Below are 25,807 nucleotides of genomic sequence, written 5' to 3'. Positions count from 1 at the left end.
CAATCTTATTTTTCAGGTCTAGTCTCATTAAATGAGAGATGTCATAATTTGATTAACTATGATATTAATCTCATTAATATCTTTTGCATCTTTGCTCATAAATGTATCTATTTGATTTTTTATTTGAGTAAACGATTCTTTTTGATTTTCCAAGTAGTTCTCAAAAGCAATTTGTGGAGACTCATCGACTCTTTGAAATGTAAGCACCTGTTCCGTATAATGAACGACAATATACTCAATATACTGTAATATTTGATAACGAAGAGTTTTTTCATTTTCTACTGATATCTCAATACTATCTAATGATGTTATCATCTCTAAAATTTTAAACTCGTTAACAACAATATAAAAAAGTCGAGCAACATTATCAAAGGAGTGGGATGATGTTTCTTTAACCATGATTGCTGCTACAGCAAATCGCAAATATTCTATAGCAGAAAAGAAAAGATTAAACTTATGGTTATCTGGTAATATTTTAACAAAATCAAATTCGTGAATCTTACTAAGAATATCGAAGAGACTCTCTTTATAATCAAGAATATGGTTTACATCCACTTGATGCTTGTTTAGATATTTTAGCATCCACCTTGTAGAAAAGCTAAGTGTTCTCTCTATCTCAGATAGTAACTTATACTGCTGCTTTATATCCATGGAAAGATCGTTTCTAAATATTTCATACCGTATATCATTTGCACCAAATAGTTCATTTGTGATTAGGTATGATTTTATTTTTAATAAAAATTTATCTTGATGTTTCTCTTCATAGTTTGCTATAAAAGTTGTACCTTGAAGGTTGATAACAACATCTGCGATAACAGTAGCTATAATTTCACGACGAAGCGGGTGATGAGATATTTCGTGCTCATACGCACCAACAAAGGTTCTTGGAAAATATTTAAATAGATACTGTATTGCAAAAGTCTCATCTATGAGAGTTGATTCTAAGAGTATGTTTTTTATAAATATTTTAGAGTATGAGACTAATGAGCTTATCACAGGTCTTACAATCGAACCCATTGGGCATAACACCTCATTTATATTTTCGTTTTTAGGTATGTGAAAATCTTTTCTGCTAAAACTAGGAAGATTGTTTTCAAGAACCTCTATAGTAGATAAAAAATCAGCTAAGTAAGTTTTACTCATTTTTGCATCTTTAGATATAACTAATGTTTGATGATAGTTATTCCATAAAACGAGGTTCACTACCTGTTCTGTTAAATTTTGCAGAGTTTTATCGGCATCTTCTTCATTTAAAAGATTTTTTGATTTTATTATATTGAGAAGTATTTTTAGATTAACTTCATGATCAGATGTATTTACACCGGCTGCATTGTCAATACCGTCAATATTTATTTCACCACCACCTCTAGCATACTCAATACGAGCTTTTTGAGTGAATCCTAAATTTCCTCCTTCACAAACTACTTTTGCCTGAAGTTCATGTGCATCAAGTCTAACTGCCTCATTTTGTTTATCACCTAAATCTAAGTTGCTCTCATCAATACTTTTAACATAAGTTCCTACTCCTCCGTTAAAGAGCATATCAACTTTCATCATGAGTAATTTTTTAGCTAACTCTTCTCCACTGAAAGCTTTTTTTGTGCTTCCTATCATCTTCTTTATCTCAGGACTTGGTTCTATGCTTTTTGTAGAGCGAAAAAATACACCGCCACCTTTAGAAATCAGCTCTTTTTTGTAAGCACTCCAGCTCCCGTCTTTAGCAGTAAAAAGTCGTAAACGCTCTTCATAGCTTTTAAGTGGATCTGGATCAGGGTCTATAAATATTTCCTTATGTGAAATCGCAGCTATAAGTTTAAACTGTTTTGAGTAGAGTAGTCCATTTCCAAATACATCGCCTTTCATACTTCCGATTCCGACAATTGAGATTGGGGTTCGTTGAATATCAATACCTTTTTCAATAAAAAACCTCTCTGTTGAGATGAGTGCACCCCGAGCAGTAATTCCCAACTCTTTGTGTCCAAAGCCATTACTTCCTCCACTTGCAAAAGCATCTCCAAGCCAGTATCCTCTTTCTATTGCTATGCTATTTGCAACATCACTCATACTTGCAGTACCTTTATCCGCAGCTACCACAAAATACGCATCATCACCATCATAGGCTACAATTTTCTCATTCCTAAGTATTTCTCCATCTACCATATTGTCTACAAGGTCAAGCATGTTATTTATAAAGGTACTGTAAATAGTTTTGAAAATATCTTTAGTAATTTCAGATTTATCTTTGTGGATAACGAATCCACCTTTTGCACCATCCGGGATAATAATAGAGTTTTTACCCTCTTGCGTAATCATAAGTGACTTTATCTCTTGGCGATAATCTTCATGTCTCTCACTCCACCTCAGTCCACCACGACTAATCTTACTCATTCTAAGATGAAGACCGCTAAAATCAGGGTGGTATACAAATGCTTCTATATTTGGCTGAAGTCCTCTTAAGTTTTCCGAGTAGGTTTTAGTGTCTATTTTGAATGAAATAGCTTTAGAATATAAAAAGTAGTTTGTTCTTAGGAGGTTTTGTATCAATGCATAAGTCAATTTCAGGATTTTATCGTCCATAATATTTGGAACTTCTTTAATCTTTTCCTCTATACTGACCTCAAAATCCTTCAGTGTCTTTTCACGCTTAGAAAGCTTGGGATTAAATTTTGCAAGAAAGTACTCAACAAAGAGTTTGGAGATTTTTGAATACGATGTAATAGTCTGAAGTATAGTGCTGCTACTTAGTTCAGGTACTGATTGATCTATATACTCAATAAATGCGCGAAGAAGCATTATCTTTCGTATAGAAAGATTCTCATTATATACGAGTGAAAAAAGCTGACATCTCGAAATTATTGTTCCATTTAAAGAATCAGATATAACCTGTTCTATATTACATTTTGATTTACTAATATTCTTATTATCTTCAATCTTGATATTGAAACGGTTTATGTAAATATCTTGTTTATTCTTAAGTAGTTTATATGCAATTTCATCTATGATATTAAAACCAAAATCATGTAATATTGGAACAATAGAAGATAGATAAAGTTGAGAGGTTGCATATATATTTATAGAGGGTTGTTTTATATCTTCTGAGATTTTGGTAATGATGTTATCTTTTATTACCCTTTGGAAAAGTTCATCATCAATGTTCAAATCATCTGTTGAGAGCAGTTCTGAACAGACTGCATTAAGGGAAGAAGAGGGCATGTTAATCCTTTTATATTGATATCTACTGAGATTGTACCATTATAATAAATAAAATGTTATTTAAAAATGTTATTTAAAATAAATTTGTTTCAGCTCCTTTACTCGAGAAGCTTATTGTGGAGGTAATGAAGCATTTTTTGTGTTACTTTCATATCTTGATTATTTATATGTAACTCCCATAACTGCTCAGATAGATTATGGATACCCTATTATTAAATTTTATTATTTCATAATTAATCAAAAATTAAGCTATTCTCATATAAACTTTTATAAATGACCGATGGTCAGTCATTTATAAAAAAGGTAAAACGATGGCAATAATTGTAGACAAAGTACAAAAACGACAAGATATAGCACTCTCGTGTAAAGCTCTTGTGCTAGAAAATGGGATGAAGAATTTAACAATTGCTCAACTTGCTAAAACGGCGGGTGTGGGGAAGGGTACTATATATGATTATTTTAAGAATAAAGAAGATTTAATTTTTGAGATAGTTTACTTTCTAATGCAAAAGCATTCTGAAAAATTAGAAAAGGAGATAGTTCTTGCAGTATCCACTAAAGATAAGATAAAAGCTTTCGCTCGTTTTTTCTATGATGAAAATGAGTATGAACTTAGAGGATTTTATAAAGAGTTTATGTCTATAGCTTTATCTTCACCAAATGAAGAGATGCTAGAGTTTAATGCTCAATGCTCAACTCGTTATCAACTTTGGTTTGGCGAGATTATCCAAGATGGAATTGATAAAAATGAAATTATTCCACATGCAAGAAAGTTACTCAAAGGTTTGTTTGCATTTGCTGGTGGAATGTTTCTCGATGGATCTGCAACAAATAATCTAGATACTTTAGAACAAGATCTAAATGAGTTTATAGATGCTATTTTTATATTAATAGAGGTGAAGTAGATGTTGAAATTTATTGTATTGGTTCTACCAGTTTTTATATATGCAGAGGGTTTAAAGTCACTCTTAGATTACGCACATCAAAATAATCAACTGGTATCTTCAAAAGAACTTACCCAACAATCAAAACTTCGAGAAGTTGATTCAAAGAAAAGTGCTTATTATCCTACCGTTGATGTTGGTGGGTTTTATCAAAACTTGAATGAAAAAACTACTGGCTTAGCAGGCGATACATATAGTGGTTTTGCAAAAGTTGGAGTTGATTTATATGATGGTGGAAGTAAGTCAGCACTACTAAAGCAAAAGAGAGATGAGTATAAAGCATCTTCACATGATGTGTCGGATATGAAAAAAAGTATCTCTTTGTCAGTAATGCAAAACTTTTTTGGTATTAAAAGTTTAGAGGCGACACTTAGTTCAAGAGAGGAAGCTCATAAATCCCTTAAAGCACAGCTAGATAGAATGAATGCATTTTATGATGCTGCTTTAGCAACAAAAGATGATGTTGACAGACTCCAGGCTGCATATGACACAAATGTATATGAGATGGAATCGGTGAAGTTGCAAATTTTATCTTCGAAGTTAAACTTATCTTTACAAGTTGGTAAGAAAATTACGAGTTTAGACAAATCATCATTTAATGAAAACATAGAAAATAATCTTGAAGTAATGGATGCTATACAATCATTAGAATACTCAAAACAAGCGTTGCATAATTATTCAGAGTCTATAGATAGTGCTTATTATCCACAGATTCGTTTAGAAGATACATATAGTTTATATAGTTACTCAGATACAGATACATTCCACCCAAAAGGTGTTGATAATCAAAATAAACTCATGGTAAGTCTCAATCTTCGTCTTTATGATAATGCAACCTTGAAAAGTTCAAAACAAGCCGTTGCTATTAGTTCTCAAGCCCTCTCTGCGCAAATAGAATATAAAACACTAGAGCAAGAAATGTTACACGAATTAGCATTAGCAAGAATCAATACGAATAAAATAAAAATTAAAAGTGCTTTATCTGCGTTAGAAGCGGCAAAAAGTGCCTTTCATACGATAGAGCAAAAGTATACGGCAGGAATAGTTGATAATGTAGCCTATCTTGATGCTTTGACTTCAAAAACTAGCGCGATGTCTTTATATGAGACATCATTAAATGATGCTCAAATAGCGTATGGACAGTATTACTACTATGCAGGAAAAAATTTAGAGGAGTTTATAAATGACTAAGGTTTTATTAGGATTACTAAGTGTAATCATGACACTCAGTGCAGGTGAAATATACGCAACATTTACAGTTGCACCTGAGCAAAAGGCAATGCTTGCATTTGATGCAAGTGGGATTACAGATAGGGTAAATTATGATGTATCTGACAGTGTTAAAAAAGGTCAAGTTTTAGCTTCACTCAATAACCGTGATTTTAGAGCTTCATTAGAGATGGCAAAAACGGCACTTAAGTTTGCTAAAAAAGATTATGAAAGACAACTAAAAGTTCAAAATCTCATTGATGCTGGAAAATTTGATACATATGCATTTAAGTATGAAAATGCAAAAAATGAAGTGGCATACGCACAAGCAAAATACAACAAAACTTTTTTAAGAGCTCCTTTTAATGGGGTAATATATGAAAAAGATATTGAGATTGGAGATACTGTAAGTGGTATGATGCTCAAAACTGTATTTAAAGTTCAGAGTAAGAGTAAAAGAAAACTCATACTTGGTTTTGATCAAAAGTATCATCAAAGTGTAAAAGTAGGGCAAGTCTTTAAATATGGAGTTGACGGAGATTCTAAAATATATGAAGGTGTAATCTCTAAAATATATCCATTTGCAAATAGCTCAAACAGAAAGATAAAAGCAGAAGTAAAAGCGAAAGATTTTGTTGTTGGTCTTTTTGGTGAAGGGTATATACAAATACCCGATGCTAAGTAGGGCACAATGTATAAATTAGCTATAAACAAACCAATATCTACACTTATGTATGTAATAACATTGGTTATATTTGGATATATGAGTTTCAAGTCAATGCCATCAGCATTATTTCCAAATGTTGATTTTCCTATGGTTACTGTACAAACGAGTTATCCTGGTGCTGAATCTAGTACTATAGAATCTCAAGTTACAGATAAGATTGAAGAAGCAATCTCACGCATCGGTGGAGTGGACAGTATCACTTCAACAAGTAGTGAGGGTATGAGTGTTGTTATGGTGAAGTTCTTTCTTGAGCGAGAGATTAGTGAAGCTACTAATGATGTAAGAGATAAAGTTTCAGCAGTTATTTTACCAAGTAATGCAAAGACTCCCCTTGTAAGTAAACTAGATATTGGTGGGGCATCAGTTATCAATATATTTTTAACGTCTAAAGACAATGATATAAAAAACTTGATGCTCTTTGCAGATGAAAAAGTAAAACCAAAACTACAAAAGATTAATGGTGTTGGGGCAATTAATATTATTGGATATAAAGATAGAGAGATAAAAATATTTCCAGATCCAAAGCTTTTAAATAAGTTTGATATTTCTGTATCTGAGCTCAACTCCATAGTATCAGATGAGAATGTAAAAATTGGCGGTGGGAAGCTCATCGCAAAAACAAAAGAGTTTATTTTAAAAACTAAAGCAGATGCTCTTAGTGTTGAAGAACTTAAAAATATAAAGATAAAAGATCATATTAAGTTAAAAGATATAGCAAGAGTAGAAGATGCCCTTAGTGATGCAAAAAGTTATGCTTCGTACAATGGAGTAGAAGGGGTAATGCTCGAAGTTCAAAAAATCTCTGGAACGAATACGATAGACATTGTACAAAAGGTAAAGGAAACAGTTCCATTACTTAAAACAATGGCAGCAGATAAATACAATGTAGAAGTACTTAACGATACTTCACCGTATATTATTGATTCGCTTAAACATGTACAATTTGATTTAATTTATGGTTCTTTCTTGGCGGTTGTGATTATATTTGTGTTTTTAAGAAATATAACTATTACTCTTGTATCAGCCTTATCCATTCCATCTTCAATTTTTGGTACCTTTGCTTTGATGGATTATATGGGATTTGATTTAAATAAAATGACTCTTATTGGTCTTACTTTAGCAATTGGTATTATCATTGATGATGCGATTGTTGTCATTGAAAATATTTACAAGAAGATGGAATCTGGTATGGAAAAATACGAGGCTGCATTTGAGGGTACCAAAGAGATGGCATTTACTATCTTAGCAATCTCTGCAATGCTTTTAGCTGTTTTTGTTCCAGTATCTTTTATGAGTGGTATCGTTGGTAAATTCTTTGAGAGTTTTGCTATGACTGTTGGTTTTGCTGTTATTATCTCGTATACCGTAGCACTTAGTTTCATCCCGAGTTTGAGTGCTAGAACACTGCAAAAAGGTGAAAGTAAATTTTACAACAAGACAGAGCCTATATTTAAATTTATAGAGAGAGTATATGACAGAATTCTGAAGTTTGTTTTACGCTTTAAGTTGATAACTCTCATCGCTATTTTTGCAACATTTTTTTGGAGCTTAAGTCTTTTTCCTCAAATCGGAATGGACTTTATCCCAAAAGAAGATAAAGCAGAATTTGAGATAAAAATCAAAGCAGATGCAAGTGTATCTTTAGAAGAGATGATAAAAAAATCTAAAGTGATAGAGAACTTAGTAAGAAAAGATAAAGACGTACTTTATACAACTCTGAGTGTTGGGTACAACACAGCACAAGAAAAACATAAGTCGATGATTTACGTAAAGTTAAGTGAAAAGACACAAAGAAGTCAAAACCAAGAAGAAATAATTCAAGGATTTAGAAAACAACTAAAACCTTATCAAGAAGATATGTTTATAACAGCTGCCGCAATTCCTGATATTAAAGGGACTGGGGTTACTGTTCCGTATCAAATAGTTTTAAAGTCGGACTCATTTGAGGACTTGAAAGTCTCTTCTGCGAATTTAATAGAGCATCTGAAAAGCAAAGAAGGTTTTGTGGATGTAGATACAAATCTTGATGATGGAAAACCTCAGATTGATATAAATATTATGAGAGGAAGTGCAAACAGAATTGGAGTCTCTGCTAGTCAAATTGCTCAAGCAATAGCAACTGCATTTTCTAGTGACTTGGAGATTTCGTATCTCGAAGAAGATGGGAAGCAGTACAACATTACCTTGCGTTTTGATGATGAAAATCGTATAGGAATTGAAGATATTAAAAAAATTCAACTTCGTGATATGCATGGAAAACTTGTGTACTTAGATGGTTTAGTTACTTTTTCGCAGAGTAAGGCACTAGCAACTATTAATCACTTTGACAGACAAAGACAAGTTACGGTTTCTTCTGATTTGTTTGGACTTGATTTAGGTGGTGCGGTAAACTATACAAGAGAAAGTATTGATTCTCTTTTACTTGATGGTGTTAGTTATAGATTTACCGGATTTGCTGAAGAGATGGAAAAAACAGGAGCAGCTTTTGGTGTGGCTATTGGTCTTTCTGTAATTTTGATGTTTATTATCTTAGCTATTTTGTATGAGTCATTGATTCAGCCCATAATTATTATGATGGCATTGCCTTTAAGTATTATCGGTGTGATGATTGCTCTTTATGTAAGTGGACTACAGTTCAGTTTGTTTGTGATGATTGGATTTATGCTTCTTATGGGAATGGTTGGTAAAAATGCTGTTTTACTTGTTGATTTTGCCAATGAAGCAATGTCTAAAGGAAAAAGTGCAGATGAGGCACTTTTAGAAGCTGGTGAAAAAAGATTGAGACCTATTTTAATGACAACTATTGCTATGGTATTTGCAATGCTTCCACTAGCACTTGGGGAAGGTTCAGGAAGCGAAACAAAAGCTCCGATGGCTATCTCTGTTATAGGGGGTTTACTTAGTTCAATGGTTTTAACCTTGCTAATAGTACCTGTTATGTATAAACTTATAAATCCTTTTGATAGATGGTTGAGAAAATTTTATGAAAATAAAGCCTGATTAGGATAATATAATAAAAAATTTTAAAGAGGGGATTTGTGATGGAAGATATTTTATATGCACCTTGGCGAGATGAATACATAACAAAGGGTAGAATTGAGGGTTGTGTTTTTTGTCATGCAAGTACACATGCCCAAGATGATGAAAAGCTAGGTATACTTTATCGAGATGAACACTGTATAATGATTATGAATAAGTATCCGTATACTCCTGGACACTTTATGATTATCCCTCACATGCATACTGATAAGCTTGAAGATTTAGATTCTGTAACTTGGTTACATATGAGTGCCTTAGCACAAAAAGGTGTAGCACTTTTAAAAGATGCAGTTCATGCGCAGGGCGTTAACATTGGTATGAACCTAGGTAAGGCTGGTGGAGCAGGAATAGCTGAGCATATTCATATGCATTTAGTTCCACGCTGGGAGCGAGATACAAACTTCGCTAGCTCTATTGCAGGTGTACGTATCTACTCAACTGATTTTGAAAAGATATATAAACAAATAAAGAGCGTGTTACCTAAGTATATCTAGTATGCTAAAGTATCTCTCTTTTTTTCTCCTTATAAGTGTTTGTGTAGCTGAGGAGCTTCCTAAAACATTTTATAAACTCTCAACCCCCTTATATAATTCAGCCCCTACCATAAAAAAACTCTCGGACATGAAAAGTATTGAAGATACTTCTGCATATATCAAAGAACTCTCCCAAGTGAAAAAGTGTGCATACGAAGTGGATAAGAAAAGAGATACAAAAAATACTAAAGAGTATTTATATAAACTACGAAAACTTCAAAAAAATTATAAGCTTATACTCTACAAAATTCATAAAAATATTTCTAAGTCTGTTGATGAAAATGATTATGGCTCTTTTATAAAGTTGACTGAGTATCCATTTGATGGTTTACTTAAAAGTACAGCTTTATATTGTAAGTCATTGGAGTTTTACAAAAAAAATAAAATAAAGAAAAAAATCGATTTTTTTGAAAAGAAGATGAAGTATGAAAAAATAGAAGAGCAAACTACACAAGAATTTTTTAATCTTGCCACTACATCCTTATATAAGTCTAATGATACAAAGAAAAATTCTAAAAATAAAGTACAAATAGAGGCAAAGGACACAGGTAAATATACAGCGATATTTATAGAGAACTTGAATCCATTTACAATTACTCTTAAAGTAAAAGATTCAATAAAAAATTTTGATTATGATAAAAATATTAAAAAAGAATTTACCTTGAAGACTGGAGAAAAAAAAGAGTATGTAAGACTTTTTAAACAAAGAGAAAAATTTAACTTCTCCTATAGCTTTTCTTACACTTGGATTATTGGCTCTATCGACGCGGTACATGATGATAGCTATATCTATAGACTACCATTTGCAAAAGGAACTTCACATAGGGTTACGCAAGGTTATAATGGAAAATATACACATAAGGGACATAGTCAGTATGCTATAGACTTTGGTATGAGTATTGGAACGAAAATATTTGCAGTGAGAGAGGGTGTTGTGGTGAAGTTAAAGGAAAACTCTAACAAGGGTGGGGTTGGGAGAGAGTTTTCTAAGTATGGTAACTATGTAACTATTGAACATAGTGATGCTACGTTTGCTACGTATTATCATCTTAAGAAAAATGGGGTTTTACCTAAGCTTACTCAAAAAATAAAAAGAGGGCAGTTCATAGCGTACTCTGGAAACACTGGTTACTCTAGTGGTCCGCATCTTCACTTATCCATTTTTAAAGCAAGTAGTGCAAGTCGAACCAAGACTATTCCTATAAAGCTTTTAGGTAAAAATGGAATTATCAAGATACCTAAGAAAGGTGTATCCTATACAGCAAAGTGATAAAAAAGTCTCTGGTTAATCTTTATGTGATATTTTTTTGATAAAATACTCTTATAATTATTATAGCTAAGGATTAAGATGCAAAGAAGAGATTTTTTAAAAATGTCACTTGCTGCTTCTGCTGTCGCCGTGAGCACATCAGTAAGTGCAGGTGTAACAACCCAACCAATAGATAACAGAAAAGTATCTCGTATAGCTTTTCCTGAAAAAAAACCACTTATAACATATTCAGATAGACCACCATTACTTGAAACTCCAAGAGACGTATTCTCTAAAGCTATTACTCCAAATGATGAATTTTTTGTACGATGGCATTTACCTGAAATTCCTACGTATATAGACACAGAGACATATACTCTTAATATCAATGGACTTGTTGAAAAAGAGATTCATTTAACACTTAAAGATTTAAAAGAGAATTTTGAACAAGTTGAAGTTACTGCGGTACTTCAATGTGGTGGTAATAGTCGTTCAGCATACCATCCAATGGCTGGTGGAATTCAGTGGGGTAGTGGAGCTATGGGTTGCGCTAAATGGAAAGGAGTGAGACTACGTGACATTTTAAATCGTGCAGGGCTTCAAAAAGATGCACATTGGATTGGATTTAACGGTAAGGATAATGCAGCGTATTATGAGTCTCCAAGTTTCATACGTGAGTTAGAGATTTCTGAGCTTGATGATCATGTTATTGTTGCGTATGAGATGAACGGTGAAGACTTACCATATCTTAATGGTTTTCCACTTCGTTTAGTTATTCCCGGATACTACTCAGATTCTTGGGTAAAAATGCTCTCAAATGTAACAGTTACAAAAGAGTACAAAAATCTTTTCTTTATGGATGTAGCGTATAGAGTTCCAGATAATGAATGTGAATGTGAAGACCCAAATGATAAAGCGAAAAAAACAAAACCAATTACACATATGAATGTAAAATCAGTTATAGGCTACCCAACAAATGAGACGGTAGTTCACCATAACTCGCATGTAGTTGTACGTGGAGTTGCTTGGGATGATGGACATGGAATTAAAGATGTTCTTGTATCTACTGATCAAGGTAAGACATGGGAAGCATCTGTACTTAATGAAAGTGCTGGAAGATATGCTTTTAAAGAGTTCAGGTTCTCTTATAAACCAACGAATTATGGACAAGCAACAGTTATGGCAAAAGCGGTAAATAGACTAGGACAAGAACAACCTCTTGCTAAAGATATTCAGTGGAACCATGGTGGTTATAAATATAACGGTATAGATACTGTTACATTTGAAGTGGTATAAGGATTAAAGAATGATGAAACATTTAACATTATTAGCATTGTTAACAGCATCTACTATGTTTGCACAAGTAAATAAAGGTGAAAATATCGCAGTGCCATATATAGCATACGACATTAAGATGGGTAAAGGATTTGCTGAAGTTCAAGCAAATTGTTTAACATGTCACTCTTTTGGATATATGATTAATCAAGGTCCTCAATCTCGTGAACATTGGCATAAAAAAACAATGAAAATGATTACACACTTTAAAGCACCAATAAATGAAAAAGATATAAAAATTATTACAAATTATTTTTTTGAACATTATGGGAATGGTAAACTAAATTAATTAGTAGAATAAATAAGAAATATTTATATAAAAATTTCTTATTTATCAAGAAAATATGATATTATTCTACTTACTATGTAAATAAATATTCTATATAAGGTTAAATGATGATGGATGCATCTTTGAATTCTCTTAAACCAATTCTTGGGATAGGGAATACAGAATCAGATACCGAAGATGTTAAACGTCAGCATGGATTTCTCATATATATGGGACTCTTGATGAGCATAGGAGGTATAATATGGGGAGTATTGTGTCTTTTTAATGATCTCTATCTTGCAGCTATTGTTCCATTTACCTATGTATTTATAACGTTCTTTAATTTTTTATATCTTTATAAAAGTAAAAACTTTACTTTTTCTATGAATTTACAAATTTTCATATCGTTAATCTTACCTTTTGTCTTTCAGTTTTTTTTGGGAGGCTTCATTGCGAGTGGAGGTAATGTTCTATGGTCTGTAATAGCTGTTTTTGGTAGTTTTACACAACGTAATAAACGTGCTAGTCTTATCTGGCTTCTTCAGTTTATAATAATAATGATACTTAGTGGTATAATTGATCCATATGCAAAACAGTATGATATGGAGCTTGCTGAATCGTACAACATAGCTTTTTTTGTTCTTAACTTCATTCTAACCATTAGTATAATTTTCTCACTTTTTTACTATTTTGTAAATAGTGAAGAAAATGCAAGAAATAATTTACAAGATAGTTTAGAACTGCTTGAAATTGCACAAGAGCAACTTATTGATTCTGAGAAGATGGCATCACTTGGTACTTTGGTATCGGGGATTTCACATGAGATAAATACGCCTCTTGGAGTTGGTCTCACAGGAATTTCTCAGATAGATCATGAAGTGAGAGAGATTGAGTCAAATTACGCTTCAGAAAACTTAACTGAAGAAGCATTACTCGGTTCTATATCTACTATAAAGCAGCTAACTCAAACAATTCGGGATCGTTTAAGTAATGCTGTTTCTTTAGTCAAGTCATTCAAAAGTATTTCGGTGGACCAACACTTTGAAGATAGAAGAGAATTTATGCTAAGAAAATATATTGATGATCTTATTTTAAGTCTTAAAGCCCCTTTAAAAAGTAAAAACGTAACTATAATAAATGATATCGATGCAGAACTTGAATTTGATAGTTATCCTGGGATTTATTCACAAATTATTTCTAATTTAATTTTAAACTCTATCAAGCATGGCTTTGAAGAAGGAGAGGAAAATGTTATTAAAATTTCTCTTACCCGTGAACTTACAAGAATAATATTGCATTATGAAGATAATGGATGTGGGGTTAGTGATGAAGTGGAAAAGAGAATGTTTGACCCATTTTTTACAACGAAAAGAGGACAAGGTGGTAGCGGATTGGGTATGAATATAGTATATAATCTTGTTACACAAAAACTTGATTCTCATATAAAGATGGTCAAAATATTTCCTCATGGACTAAGATTTGATATCTCACTAAACAGTTTACACATAAGGAAATAAAGATGGCAAATATAAATTTTGCAAAGAATAATGTAGCTCAGGTTAAGATTGATAAAATAGTCCATAAGATTTTAATTATTGATGATGATCAATCAATACATGACATTAGTAATATTGCCATTAAAGGGATGAACTTTAGAGATTTTCATATTGAAATACTTTCCGCATATAGTGCGAAAGAGGCAAAAGAAATTTTACGTAATGAATCTGATATAGCATTAGCCCTTGTAGATGTTGTAATGGAAACACCTGAAGCAGGTCTAGATTTAGTTAATTATATTCGAAATACACTTGAAAATAAACTTATAAGACTTATAATTCGTACTGGTCAAGCAAATGACTTTCCACAAATGCAAGTGATTCAGCAGTATGATATTAATGATTTTAAAGAAAAAACCGAATTGACTCTGGAGAGGTTATATACAACAATTCGTTCTTCTATTAAACAATATGAACAATTGATAGAGTTAAACAATAAGTATGAAGCTACATACAAGCAGATGACTACAAACCAGTTAACTAAATTGCCAAACCGTATAAAATTAATTGAAGATTTTTCAAAACAATCACATCAAACTCTTATCCTTATAGACATTATAGGATTTAGTATTATTAATGATACACACGGGTATGATGTTGGGGATTTTGTTTTAACAGAAGTTGCTGGGTTTTTGGCTTCCATGTATAGTAAAAGATTTCATGTATACCATCTTAACAATGACCTTTTTGCATTAGTAACAACGAATGAATATTTAGAAGACTTAGTAAAAATTGTTGAAGAAATCAAAGAAGACATTGCAAAATTAAATATTATTACTAATAATTTTAATAATACAATTGAGACTACTATTGGAGTTGCTTACCAAACTGAAGATGATGTTTTGAAAAAAGCGGAACTTGCTCTTAAAGAAGCACGTAACAGTGGAAAGAACCAAATTAAATACTACTCAAATGATTTAAAAATAATCCAACAAATAAGTAACACAAACCATTGGGCACCTATCATTAAGGATGCTTTTGAAAATGGAGAATTCATTGCATATGCACAACCCATTTACAATATAAAAGAAGAAAGAATTGAGAAATACGAGTTGTTAGTTCGTTTAGAACATCAAGGCACTATATATTCACCATTTCAATTTCTTGATGCAGCTAATCATAGTGGAAATCTCTATAACATCTTTAAATTTATGTTTAAAGAAGGATGTCGCTTGGCTGCATCTACTGGTTATTGTTATAGTATAAATATTAGTGATTGTGAGTTTCATCATTTAGATTTAGTGGATTTCATTAGAGCAACTATTGAGGAGCATAGTGTTAATCCTAAGCTTCTCTCACTTGAAATACTTGAATACAATGCAATTACACACTCTGATGAAATAAAAGAGATGATTATGCAAATAGATGCTCTTGGGATAGAATTTGTTATAGATGATTTTGGTGTTCAATGCTCTAATTTCGCACAAACAGAATTCCTACCAATTACAACTCTCAAAATCGATGGTTCTTTTATTAAAAATATAAATGAATCTAGAAGCAGTCAAATTATTACAAAAACGATTCAAACTTTTGCAAAAGAAAAAGGACTTAAACTTGTGGCAGAATTTGTTTGTGATGAAAAGGTATACAACAAAATTAAAGAACTTGGAATTGAATATGCACAGGGCTATTATCTAGGTAAACCAGTAAATTCTTTAGAGTTGAAATAACTATTATTATTAATAATTGTGTGTATTTGTAACAATATGAAGAATTTGTTTATTCCTTCAATGCATTTTATTCATAGCAAGTAGTTCCAGACTATACTTATAATATTATTTAATATATCTAAAGTGAGAGAAAATGAACTTAGCTACAAAAATCCGTCTTGGATTTGGTATTATCTTTATTGGCATGATAGTTCAGTCTATTGTAACGTATGCGAATGTATCTTCGATAGGTTCAGAATTAGAAGAGATATCGGAGTGTCAAGTTCCATTAAATAGTTTAGTTATGGAACTTGAAAAAGATATACTTCAAGAAGAAGTTCTAACATATAAGTTGTTTATGTATGCAAAAGACATTCATTCACAAAAATTTCTAGATCTACAAAAATCTTTAGAACACTTAGAACAAGAGACAGATAAAGTGTTAAAAGAGGTTCTTATTGCAATAGATGCGGCTATAGCTAATACTCATGAAGTAGAGATTAAAGTTAAATACCAAGAGATTAAGAAGATATTTGAAAAACTGAAAAAACATCAAAGTCAATTTGAAGATGTATTGAAAAAATTAGAACATAACTTTGTGAACGCTAAACATTCAGAGACCCAAGAACATAAAGATAAATTAGAACACATAGTGCATGATATGGAGCTAGAGATAGTGAAGATTGCCTCTATTATGGAACATCTCTTGGAAGCATCAACACATCAAGCTTTGGAAGACGAACATGCTGTGATTAACATCATATTCGGAGCAAATATCGTGGTGTTTATTTTGATTAACCTCATTGCATTTTATATTGTGTCAAATTTTAAAAAAAGAATTGGAAAAATCGATGAGTTTATTGCTTACATTATGAAAAGCCAAGATTTAAGTACTCAGCTGAATATTGAGGCAAATGATGAAATTGGGAGAATGTCTAAAAATATCAACCTCTTATTTATTTCATTACGTGATTTAATTAATACTACCAAACAGTCTTCTTCTGAGAATGCATCCATTTCTCATGAACTTTCAACTACAGCTTTATCTGTTGGTAAAAATGTTGAGAACTCTGTTGTAATTATTGAAAAAGCAACACATAAAGCCCAAGCACTTCAAAAAAAGATACTAGTCTCTATAGAGGATGCTAACAGATCTAAAGACGATATATGTTCAGCAAATAGTACTCTTGTAGATGCAAGAGATGATATTGTAAATTTGACAAATAAGGTACTAAGAACAGCAGAAATAGAAGGTGATATGGCTGAGAATATGAACACTTTGTCAAATGATGCAAATGAGGTGAAGAATGTTTTAACAATTATCTCAGATATCGCTGATCAAACGAACTTACTTGCTTTAAATGCAGCAATAGAAGCTGCTCGAGCTGGTGAACATGGTCGTGGGTTTGCTGTTGTTGCTGATGAAGTACGTAAACTTGCAGAGAGAACACAAAAAACATTAGCAGAAATCAATGCTACGATTAACATAGTTGTACAATCAATTGGTGATGCATCCACAAAAATGGGTGCTAATGCACAGGATATGCAAGAACTTTCAAACCTTGCACAAAGTGTTGAAGGAAAAATTAATTCTACAGTTGATATCGTACAAGAAGCTTCTCAAGCTAGCGATAAGACAGTGGTTGATTTTTCTAAAACTGGTGAAGATGTTAATGAAATAGTTTTAGAAGTAAATGAAATCAACTCTATCTCTTCTACGAATGCTAGAAGTGTAGAAGAAATATCCGCAGCGACAGATCATCTAAATAGACTTACTTCTAATTTGAATCAAAAATTAGAAGAGTTTCGTACATAATAGAGTTTGAATAAAGTCTTTAAGTCTTTTTCAACTTCTTTACCTCAAGCTTATCGTACATTTCTAGCATATTCTTATAATCTTGGTGAAGTGACACATCTAGAAAAAAATCATTACCGCTCAGAATATTACGTGCTTTTTGTACTTTTTCTTTTGTAAAGATATTGTTTAACCCATCTTCATAGTCTAATATATTAATATTTAAATCTTCCATCCGAGCTAGTTCGACGATAATATGTCCGAACTTATTATCTCCATACTCTAAAAGCTCAAGTGCCTCTTCATGGTTCCCTAGTATTAAAAGGATATGTGCTTTGAACTCTCGCATGTTGAAATTATTTTCAAATATAACTCCAATGTAGAGTTCAATATTCAGAGAATCTTCAAGAGATTCGATTTCTATTAAAATATCTTGGGCATCGTAGTTTTTAAAGTTGAGAACCATATCTCTTATCAACTTTCCATTGTTTTTATTGTTATAAATAAGGTCTTGCATAGGATAGACTTCTGATAGGCTTGGTACTATCATTTGGCATGAATAAAACCCAAGATAGTCGTACTCTCTTATATAACTTTCTTTATTCATACGGTCTAATATGTTCGTGAGAAAGTTGTACTCATCTTCGCTATTTTTGCCATTGTAAGTAAATACAGAGTATTCAAAACTTTTTTTAGAATTTAAAAATCCAAATCCTAGTTTTCCATTTGAATCTATAAAGTGAGATTCTAGATTAAAACTATCGGCAACTAAACTCATGTCAAATGTAGGTGTTTCAAAACTATCAAGATTCTCTAATGAGCGACCCTGCATAAGTTCTGTCATAGTTCTCTCAAGTGAGACTTCTAATATGGGATGTGCTCCAAATGAGACAAAAAGAGTTGCATTCTCAGGGTTAATAAGAGAGATCGCCGTAACAGGGAACTTTCCTCCCAGTGAAGCATCTAGGACCTCCACAATGTAACCGAGTTCTCTCAGCTTGAGTACATCACAATTTAGTCTTGAAAATGATGCTACAAGTGTTTGAGGAAATTTTGGAAGTGCATAGCCATTTTTTATAATCTCTATTTTTGCATAGCGTTCAAAGATCTCACTTAAAGCTTGCACTTTTGCTTCTAAGGGAGTGTTTCCTGTTGCTAGACCATTACTTACGTACAAATTACTTAAAATGTTGATTGGAAAGTATATTTTTTCCCCAGTTGATTGTTTTATAAAAGGTAGTGAAACTACTTTATCTTCATAGTCACTGTTAAAATCAACTAAATCTTCACCAGCTAATTCTTTTGTCGGGTTGTAAATTTCGAGTAGTTCATCATTTAAGTAATTACCATCAAGTTCAAAAGCAACTTCATCAGGATAGTATTTTCTGTTTGGTAAATTAAAATCTATAAAAAAGTTGTTTGTTTGAAGTCTCTCTATATATTCGCCCAAAGCACTTGCAACAGAGGCATCTGAGAGTATACCTTTACCGTTAGAGTATATATGTCTTGGAGCTTCAAGGGAACTAAGGTTTACAGAATAACAACTTTCAAGAGGATGTTTTTCGAACGAAAACTTTGTTTTACACCCCACATCGTTTAAAACCGCTTTCATTGTTTTTATAGATTCTTCGAGTGGAGCATTTTTTGACAGTAAATCCATGATAATATATCCTAAAATAATATGTTATGGAATCATACCTTTATATTCGTAATTTAACATATATATTACATAAATATTAGAAGGGTTTAATACCTGATTTATTTTCATCCTATTTTTGAAGACTCATAGTTGTAGTTTTTAATATTTGAGTTATACATATAAGTTTCAGTTATGTCATAGTTGAATTGTAATCCATCTTTTGAGAATTTTAGATTATTTATTTCATTGTTGAGTGCCATTAAATTAGCATGATAGTAATCATTAATAGTTCCAATATCAATCCATTGGAATGGAATATTTAACCCATATAAAGCAACATTTTCTTGAACAAGTTTAGGAAATAAATCAGCACCAATGTCGTAGTTTGCTGTTTGAGGTATATAAGATAATATCTCTGGTTCAAAAATATAAATCCCAGTATTTACTAAATTTGAAAGTGCTTCTTCTCTCTTTGGTTTTTCTTGAAATGAAACGACCTTATTTAATGTGTCTAATTCAACTACCCCATATTTATGTACAGATTCATAAGGAACTTCTTTTAAGAGCATAGAAGCTATCCCACCTCGTTGTTTATGAGACTTTACAGCTTTTCTTAAATCTGCATCAATGATAGCATCTCCACAAATCACTAAAAAGGTATCATCGAAAAAAGATGTTTCTTTTTGAATTTTTTGCATTCCTGCGGCAGAACCTATTGCTTTACCATGACGTACTCCATCTAAAATATGACCTTCAAAAGAATAACGTATAGAAACTCCAAGTTGTGAGCCATCTTGAAAATAGTCTTCTATCGCCTCAGACAAATAACTTGTGTTAATCACAATTTCATTAAATCCATTTTCTCTCAATCTTAGTATTATAAGTTCCAAAACAGGAACATCTAAAATCGGTAACATAGGCTTTGGTAAAGTGTTTGTTAAAGGTTGAACCCGTGTTCCTTTACCTGCTGCTAAAATCATAGCTTTCATAGTCTATCCTTTTCTTTATTTTATGTATTATTCCAAGTATGAATGCAGATACTTTGCAACCAAGTACATACGCTAGCTATAGGTACTATGGATGTATAATTATTTTGCTTTCTTTTGCGTATGTTTGATTGAAATGGTTTATCTTCTTAAGAATGTAGCAGTCTTTATAGGTAGTACGATTACTCTTAATTAAGTCAGCAATGAGAAGAATCGACAGGCTAAAAGCAATTATTACAGATGGATTTGAACGAAAATAGCAAGCCTCATTTGTTAGCTTCTTTAATGGTTAATGTTAATAGGATTTTGAAATTTATTGAACGGTTGAATTTAGAGATAAAATCTTTATCTGAAATAATATAATTATAATTTTTCTACACTAACTCAACTCTATTCCTTCCCTTACTTTTTGCTACATATAATGCATCATCACATCTTTTAAGCATAGATTTTAAGTTGTCCTCTTGAATATAATGGGTTACACCAAAACTTGCTGTAATACGACCAGCTATAGGATGGTTAAGCCTTTGGATACCATCTTTTAACTTGCTACATGCAATAACAGCATCATCAGCTGATGTATCTATAAATAATAATACAAATTCTTCCCCACCCCATCTCGCAAAAATATCAGTGTCTCTTACATTTTCATTTACATTTTGTGCCATCATAGTTAAAACTTCATCACCTATTAGATGCCCGTAAGTATCATTAAAGTTTTTGAACTTATCAATATCTATAATCGTTACTGATAACTGAGTCTTATACCTTTCACTTCTTTTGAGTTCTTTTTCAAATATTTCATTAAATTTATTACGATTATTAACTCCTGTTAATGCATCAATATAAGCTTTTTTCTCAGTCTCTTTATAGAGCTTTTGTACTTTTTCTAAAAGTACCTTAAATCTCTTTGAAAGGATTCCTATTTCATCATTTGAATTTATTGCAGGTGTTTGAGATGTATCTATGTTTTTAAAGTCTTGTTCCATAAATATTGAGAGTTTATTGAGTGGGTCTATGATCTTTTTTGAAAGTATGTTGAGCACTAATATTGAAATAATAAGTGCTATTAATGATTCTATAATTAAGTTTTTAATTATTTGGTACTTAATATCATTAATCTCTGATATATCAAATACCATTGACACCATTCCTGAATTTTTGTTATTTGTTTCTAATGTTAAATACAGTAGATTTGATTGAAAATCTAAAAGGTGAGAATTATTTGATATTTTTGAACTATAATTATTATTTGCCTCTTTGGATAAGTTAATATTTGTGTTGTATTGATTAAGAGCATCTTTAGCCCTTTGAATTAAGAAGTTTAACTTAACTTTATCAGCTAAAGGATCATTCAACTTTGAAGTAAACCTTTTTAATTTTTTTTCTATTCTATTTTTAAAATCTATTGGATATATATTTCTATAAAGAGACTGATGTTTTTTATCGTATACTGCACTGAATTTTTTACTTGAGTAATCACTTATTCCAGATATCTTTAAATATAAAAGTTTTTCGTTAATTGTTAGCTCTTTTATAAAACTAGGAAGTTGAATGTTTCCATAATTTTTACCTGATATTGCCAGTGATGCTGTTGAGATTATTGATGTAGAAGAATTTTTGTAAAAATTTATTAGATTGTTTGTGTAATTATCCAAAGAATTTATATAATGCTTATAGGATAAACCAAGAAGAAGAATTATTATTAAAAATAGATGGGATATAAATATCTTACTTTTAATTGATAATAACAAATTGTACTTCAGTCTATTTTTTAAATGTATCTATAACCGGAACTGAACATGTGCCATTTACACATATATCAGCATAGTCTTCATGGCATTTATAGCATGTAGCTACATTTAAAGATGGATGGGACTTACTTATATCATTGCCTTCTCTATCAAAGGTTCCATACATTGGTTCACCTTCAAAATGTTCTGTAACAAATACAATCCCTTGGTCTTCATAAATTGCGATAGCTGTTAAGCCATCAGGGTAAGGACCATGTGTTTTATAAAGTTCTACTTTTTCTTTAGGAACATATATGTTAAGCTTTGTCCCTTTCCCATCATTTATCCAGTTATACATTGAAACAGTTTGTTGAACAAAGAGAGGTGTTTCTTTTGGTAAAACAACATCTTTACCTGGTATCATACTTTCTTTTACAAGAACCATACCTTTCAACTCTTTTAGGTGGTCCGCAAGAGAATTTGATAATAACATACTTGATAGTCCACAAACTAATACTAATATTTTGAACACTTTATTCCTTTGATAAATATTCTTTTATTATATAATATTTAAAATTAAAAACACCACCATTAACAAATTCGACTTAATTAACATAAATGGGTGTGGAGCGGTAACTTAAATTCATACTAATATTCTTCTATCTTTAAGAAGCTATTTCCTTAGTTAGTTCTTTTTTAAAAGCCAACAAGGCATAACATGAGGTGAAAAGTGTCAAAATGATAAAGCCATTGAACAATAGTTTTATAATTGTGTCCGGTACAATAGTGTCTTGTAGTAATATACCAATAACAAAGGCAAAGATAAATGATGTAAAAAGAGGGAGTATGTATTCTTTAAGGTAGGTGTAAAAGCTAGTGGAAGAATACTTAAGAGCTTGAGGGATATTGTAAAAAAGTGCAAGGAGTATATTTGGTACAAGTGTTCCTATCGCTGCTCCAATCATTCCGTACTCTCTTACAAGTATAATGCTCAAAATTACGTTGATTAATGCTTCGAGTAGTCCTACTTTCATGAGTTGTATGTGTAAACCATTCATAAGAAGGACTTGCACCATAGAGCTTCTAAATACAACAAGTATATACATAGAGACAAGAAGAATTTTTGCACAATAGATTGTTTGAATGTCTTGTAGTTCTAACCATATAAATAGAAGAGGTTCGATTAAAATAAATGAAGGTATAAACAAGAGTGTTGCAATGGCAGAGACGATTTTGTTAGATTGTATGAGAAGTTTTGAAAGTTCTTCTTTGTCATCTGTTTGGTGAAGCATAGCCGCTTTAGTTCCAAGACTCTCATGAAATTGTGTTGCAAACTGACGAAAAAGTTCTGAGATTCTTGAAGCTATTTGGTAGAGACCAGTAAAGGATACTCCCGCAATTGCTGAGATGACTATCTGATCAGTTCTAAAGATAATAATGTTACTAAACATAACGAGGTAGGCACTTAATGAAAACTGCATTGAGCTTCGTACATCCGAAAGGTTTATAAGTTTTACTTGTATTTTTAAGTCAGGTACATTGAATTTTAAAACAAAGAAAAAAGCTAGGTTATTTAAAAACTGAACACCAACAGCGACAAGAGCAAAAACATACATCTCCTGAGCCCATACGATACATTGCCATAACAAAATGGCATTTAGGAGTACAAAAAAAGTATTTATATAGTTTCTTATTTTAAGAAGGTGAAGACCTCTTAAAATCTCTACGCTAAAACCAAGTGCGAATGATGCAGCACTTCCTAAGCCAAAAACTAAAAGTGCGAGGCTATATTCTTCGAGTCTTTTTATGTCTGTAATTAGGAAAAAAGATTCTAAATTCCAGCTAAGAATAAGAGTAGTAAAAGCAATAAGTAAAGCAATCATGAGATACACAACTAAGTAGGTAGAGAAAAGTGAGCTAAGCTCTCCCAAGTTATTAGAAGCCTTGTACTCGGCACTTTTCTTTTGAATGGTAACACCTAACCCAAACTCTAAAAGAACAGAATAACCAAATATACTCCATAAAAGTGCCCAAAATCCATACGTTTCTTGGGGCATCCCTAAAAAGAGAATTCGTACAAGAATGAGAGAAGCAACAATCTTAATTATAAGGTGAATATAATTAGAAAGAGTAGCACTTAACATGGTCTTTTTATCGACACACATTAAGCAACTCCTGCAATGTCTTGAAGAAGATTCTCTACCTTAGATTTTACGTTTACAATAGAATAATTTTTTGATACATGCGCATACGCATTCTCTTGAATTTTGTTGAGAAGCTGTCTATCAAAATAAAGTTTTTCTACGTTGAGGAACAAGTCATTATGGCTTTCTATATCAAATAAAAGTCCATTTTCCTTATGTTGGATAATCTCAGCGGGTCCGTATGCATTTGTAGCAATAACAGCACATTTATATGCCATCGCTTCAATAATGACTAGACCAAAAGGTTCTCGCATTCTTGTGGGCATAAGGAGTATGGAAGCATCTGTATAGATTTGTTTTTTTGACGCTACTTTTCCTTTAAAGTGAACTTTTGATTTTATAGGTTGGGCAAGTGCCTTACAGCGTTCTATATAACTCTTTTCACCACTTCCATATATATCAAAAGTAAAAGGACTGTCTGGATACTTATTTGCAAACTCATTTAATGCGCTAATAGCTATGTCAAGACCTTTTTCTTCATCAAGTCTACCACTGAAAATAAACTTTATATGTTTGTTATTTCGTGATGTAACGTGAGGAATGAGGGTTGCATTTGGAAACATGTACGTATCTTGTGAATGATAAACTTCATGCATCTCTTCTTTTAACCACTCAGATACACAAATAGCCGGACTAATTTGTATATTTTTATTACCTAAAAATGGAATCAAAGATTTTATTTTTTGTTTGATACTCGGTTGCATATATCCATACATCCAAAAGTCACCAATTTCAAATACTTTGGCAATGTTTTGTTCTTCTACAGCTTTAATAACATTGATACCAATGCCACGAAGAGACCAAAAATAAACAAGGTCTGGTTTGATAACTTTTATAGTGTTAGACAGAGTTTTATAGTTTTGATATTCAGCTATTTTCTTTTGAATTCTTGAAGTCTTGTTGTAATTAACAAGCTGCATATTACGAAGTACATACTCTTCATCATCGTGACTATGGAGATAATCAGAGGTTAAAACTATAACTTCATGTCCTTTACTTTTTAAAAAGTCCATGGTTTCTTTACAAGCTATTTCATAACCCCCAATAAAATAAGGTGGATAGTAGTTTGTTACAGTTAAGATTCGCATAATAACTCCCTTTAGAAAAGAATTTCTCTATGGAATGATTATATAAAATGAAGTGCCAGAAAGATTGCAGGAATGATTATATTCCAAAATAGGGATAGAAAGACATAACAATGACTAGTATTTACTATCTGGCCCCTAAAAGTTTTTGTAAAAGTAGTTCTTCAACATTTTGTCTAGAGTCTATAATGGCCATAATATATACAGTGTCATTTCCTACTTTATATATAATGCGCCAAGGTGAAGTGATGACTTCTCGATAAAGAGTAATCCCTTCTTTTTGTAGTTCTGGAACCACTCGACCTTTTAATGGAAAGAAGTTTGATGATTGCGCTTGTTTTTTAATTTTAAGATAAATCTCTTTTGCAATTGATGGACTGTCTCTTTTTATATACTCGACAATATTTAATAAGTCACTTTTCGCATTTTGTGTCCATTTTAGTTTATAGGTTTTTAACATTTATTTTAACAACTCATCAACAGATGCAAAAACATCTTCTTCATCCAACAAGTTATCATTTTTGATATCTTCTTCTGCAAATGAAAGTAGTTTTAATAAACTAATAGCATTTCGCATATCTTCATAACTTTTTGGATCTTGAATAACTGCTTTGGCTTCACCATTTTGTGTGATAATCATAGG

General features: G+C 31.8%; 19 protein-coding genes and 1 pseudogene. 11 read left to right on the top strand and 9 right to left on the bottom strand.

Features of this window, described 5'->3' with window-relative positions; all coding sequences use genetic code 11:
- Window positions 1-27: 27 nt before the first annotated feature.
- The gene (locus tag ACI9TV_RS07750) at window positions 28-3,213 is read right to left on the bottom strand and encodes an NAD-glutamate dehydrogenase domain-containing protein (RefSeq protein ID WP_415250205.1); all 3,186 of its coding nucleotides are present in this window, start codon (window positions 3,211-3,213) and stop codon (window positions 28-30) included.
- A 311-nt stretch (window positions 3,214-3,524) separates the two neighbouring features.
- On the opposite strand from ACI9TV_RS07750, the gene ACI9TV_RS07745 reads away from it, so the two are divergent.
- The 11 genes and pseudogenes from ACI9TV_RS07745 to ACI9TV_RS07695 all read left to right on the top strand — a co-directional run.
- On the top strand, window positions 3,525-4,118 hold the full coding sequence (locus ACI9TV_RS07745; RefSeq protein ID WP_415250204.1) for a TetR/AcrR family transcriptional regulator: 594 nt from the start codon (window positions 3,525-3,527) through the stop codon (window positions 4,116-4,118).
- Window positions 4,119-5,348 (top strand): TolC family protein, encoded by a 1,230-nt coding sequence (locus ACI9TV_RS07740; RefSeq protein ID WP_415250203.1) that lies wholly within the window; start codon window positions 4,119-4,121, stop codon window positions 5,346-5,348.
- Complete coding sequence (locus ACI9TV_RS07735) at window positions 5,341-6,051, top strand: efflux RND transporter periplasmic adaptor subunit (protein ID WP_415250202.1); 711 nt, start codon at window positions 5,341-5,343, stop codon at window positions 6,049-6,051. The genes ACI9TV_RS07740 and ACI9TV_RS07735 overlap by 8 nt, the downstream gene beginning before the upstream one ends.
- A 6-nt stretch (window positions 6,052-6,057) precedes the next feature.
- Complete coding sequence (locus ACI9TV_RS07730; RefSeq protein ID WP_415250201.1) at window positions 6,058-9,093, top strand: efflux RND transporter permease subunit; 3,036 nt, start codon at window positions 6,058-6,060, stop codon at window positions 9,091-9,093.
- 41 nt (window positions 9,094-9,134) lie between these two features.
- Entirely contained in the window at window positions 9,135-9,626 is a 492-nt protein-coding gene (locus ACI9TV_RS07725; RefSeq protein ID WP_415250200.1) for an HIT family protein, read from the top strand.
- A gap of 127 nt (window positions 9,627-9,753) precedes the next feature.
- Complete coding sequence (locus ACI9TV_RS07720) at window positions 9,754-10,935, top strand: M23 family metallopeptidase (protein WP_415250199.1); 1,182 nt, start codon at window positions 9,754-9,756, stop codon at window positions 10,933-10,935.
- 78 nt (window positions 10,936-11,013) lie between these two features.
- Window positions 11,014-12,210: a molybdopterin-dependent oxidoreductase gene (locus ACI9TV_RS07715; RefSeq protein ID WP_415250198.1), complete on the top strand. Its 1,197-nt coding sequence runs from the start codon at window positions 11,014-11,016 to the stop codon at window positions 12,208-12,210.
- Window positions 12,211-12,220: 10 nt separating this feature from the next.
- Window positions 12,221-12,538, top strand: coding sequence for a sulfite:cytochrome C oxidoreductase subunit B (locus tag ACI9TV_RS07710; RefSeq protein WP_415250197.1), 318 nt, complete (start codon window positions 12,221-12,223; stop codon window positions 12,536-12,538).
- Window positions 12,539-12,645: 107 nt separating this feature from the next.
- Window positions 12,646-14,034, top strand: coding sequence for a sensor histidine kinase (locus tag ACI9TV_RS07705; protein WP_415250196.1), 1,389 nt, complete (start codon window positions 12,646-12,648; stop codon window positions 14,032-14,034).
- A gap of 2 nt (window positions 14,035-14,036) precedes the next feature.
- Entirely contained in the window at window positions 14,037-15,743 is a 1,707-nt protein-coding gene (locus ACI9TV_RS07700; protein WP_415250195.1) for an EAL domain-containing protein, read from the top strand.
- Between the two features lie 1,294 nt (window positions 15,744-17,037).
- Window positions 17,038-17,283: pseudogene (locus ACI9TV_RS07695) on the top strand (methyl-accepting chemotaxis protein); the annotation flags it as partial.
- Window positions 17,284-17,557: 274 nt separating this feature from the next.
- On the opposite strand, the gene ACI9TV_RS07690 reads toward ACI9TV_RS07695, so the two are convergent.
- The 8 genes from ACI9TV_RS07690 to ACI9TV_RS07655 all read right to left on the bottom strand — a co-directional run.
- Window positions 17,558-19,177 carry a YcaO-like family protein gene (locus tag ACI9TV_RS07690; RefSeq protein ID WP_415250194.1) on the bottom strand — a complete coding sequence of 540 codons (1,620 nt, stop codon included), beginning with the start codon at window positions 19,175-19,177 and terminating at the stop codon, window positions 17,558-17,560.
- A gap of 104 nt (window positions 19,178-19,281) precedes the next feature.
- The gene (locus ACI9TV_RS07685; protein WP_415250193.1) at window positions 19,282-20,145 is read right to left on the bottom strand and encodes a nucleotidyltransferase family protein; all 864 of its coding nucleotides are present in this window, start codon (window positions 20,143-20,145) and stop codon (window positions 19,282-19,284) included.
- Between the two features lie 371 nt (window positions 20,146-20,516).
- The gene (locus tag ACI9TV_RS07680; RefSeq protein WP_415250192.1) at window positions 20,517-21,800 is read right to left on the bottom strand and encodes a diguanylate cyclase; all 1,284 of its coding nucleotides are present in this window, start codon (window positions 21,798-21,800) and stop codon (window positions 20,517-20,519) included.
- 109 nt (window positions 21,801-21,909) lie between these two features.
- Window positions 21,910-22,407, bottom strand: a complete 498-nt coding sequence (locus ACI9TV_RS07675) for a hypothetical protein (RefSeq protein ID WP_415250191.1) — start codon at window positions 22,405-22,407, stop codon at window positions 21,910-21,912.
- Between the two features lie 133 nt (window positions 22,408-22,540).
- Window positions 22,541-24,040 carry a lipopolysaccharide biosynthesis protein gene (locus tag ACI9TV_RS07670; RefSeq protein ID WP_415250190.1) on the bottom strand — a complete coding sequence of 500 codons (1,500 nt, stop codon included), beginning with the start codon at window positions 24,038-24,040 and terminating at the stop codon, window positions 22,541-22,543.
- The gene (locus tag ACI9TV_RS07665; protein ID WP_415250189.1) at window positions 24,040-25,167 is read right to left on the bottom strand and encodes a glycosyltransferase family 4 protein; all 1,128 of its coding nucleotides are present in this window, start codon (window positions 25,165-25,167) and stop codon (window positions 24,040-24,042) included. The genes ACI9TV_RS07670 and ACI9TV_RS07665 overlap by 1 nt, the downstream gene beginning before the upstream one ends.
- A gap of 124 nt (window positions 25,168-25,291) precedes the next feature.
- Entirely contained in the window at window positions 25,292-25,624 is a 333-nt protein-coding gene (locus ACI9TV_RS07660) for a type II toxin-antitoxin system RelE/ParE family toxin (protein WP_415250188.1), read from the bottom strand.
- A partial coding sequence (locus ACI9TV_RS07655) for a type II toxin-antitoxin system Phd/YefM family antitoxin (RefSeq protein ID WP_415250187.1) occupies window positions 25,625-25,807 on the bottom strand: 183 nt, incomplete at its 5' end.

The organism is Sulfurimonas sp. (assembly GCF_047622445.1).
Taxonomy (GTDB): Bacteria; Campylobacterota; Campylobacteria; order Campylobacterales; family Sulfurimonadaceae; genus Sulfurimonas.
The sequence above is the reverse complement of the archived record's forward strand: the minus strand, read 5'-3'. Positions and strand labels throughout refer to the sequence as shown.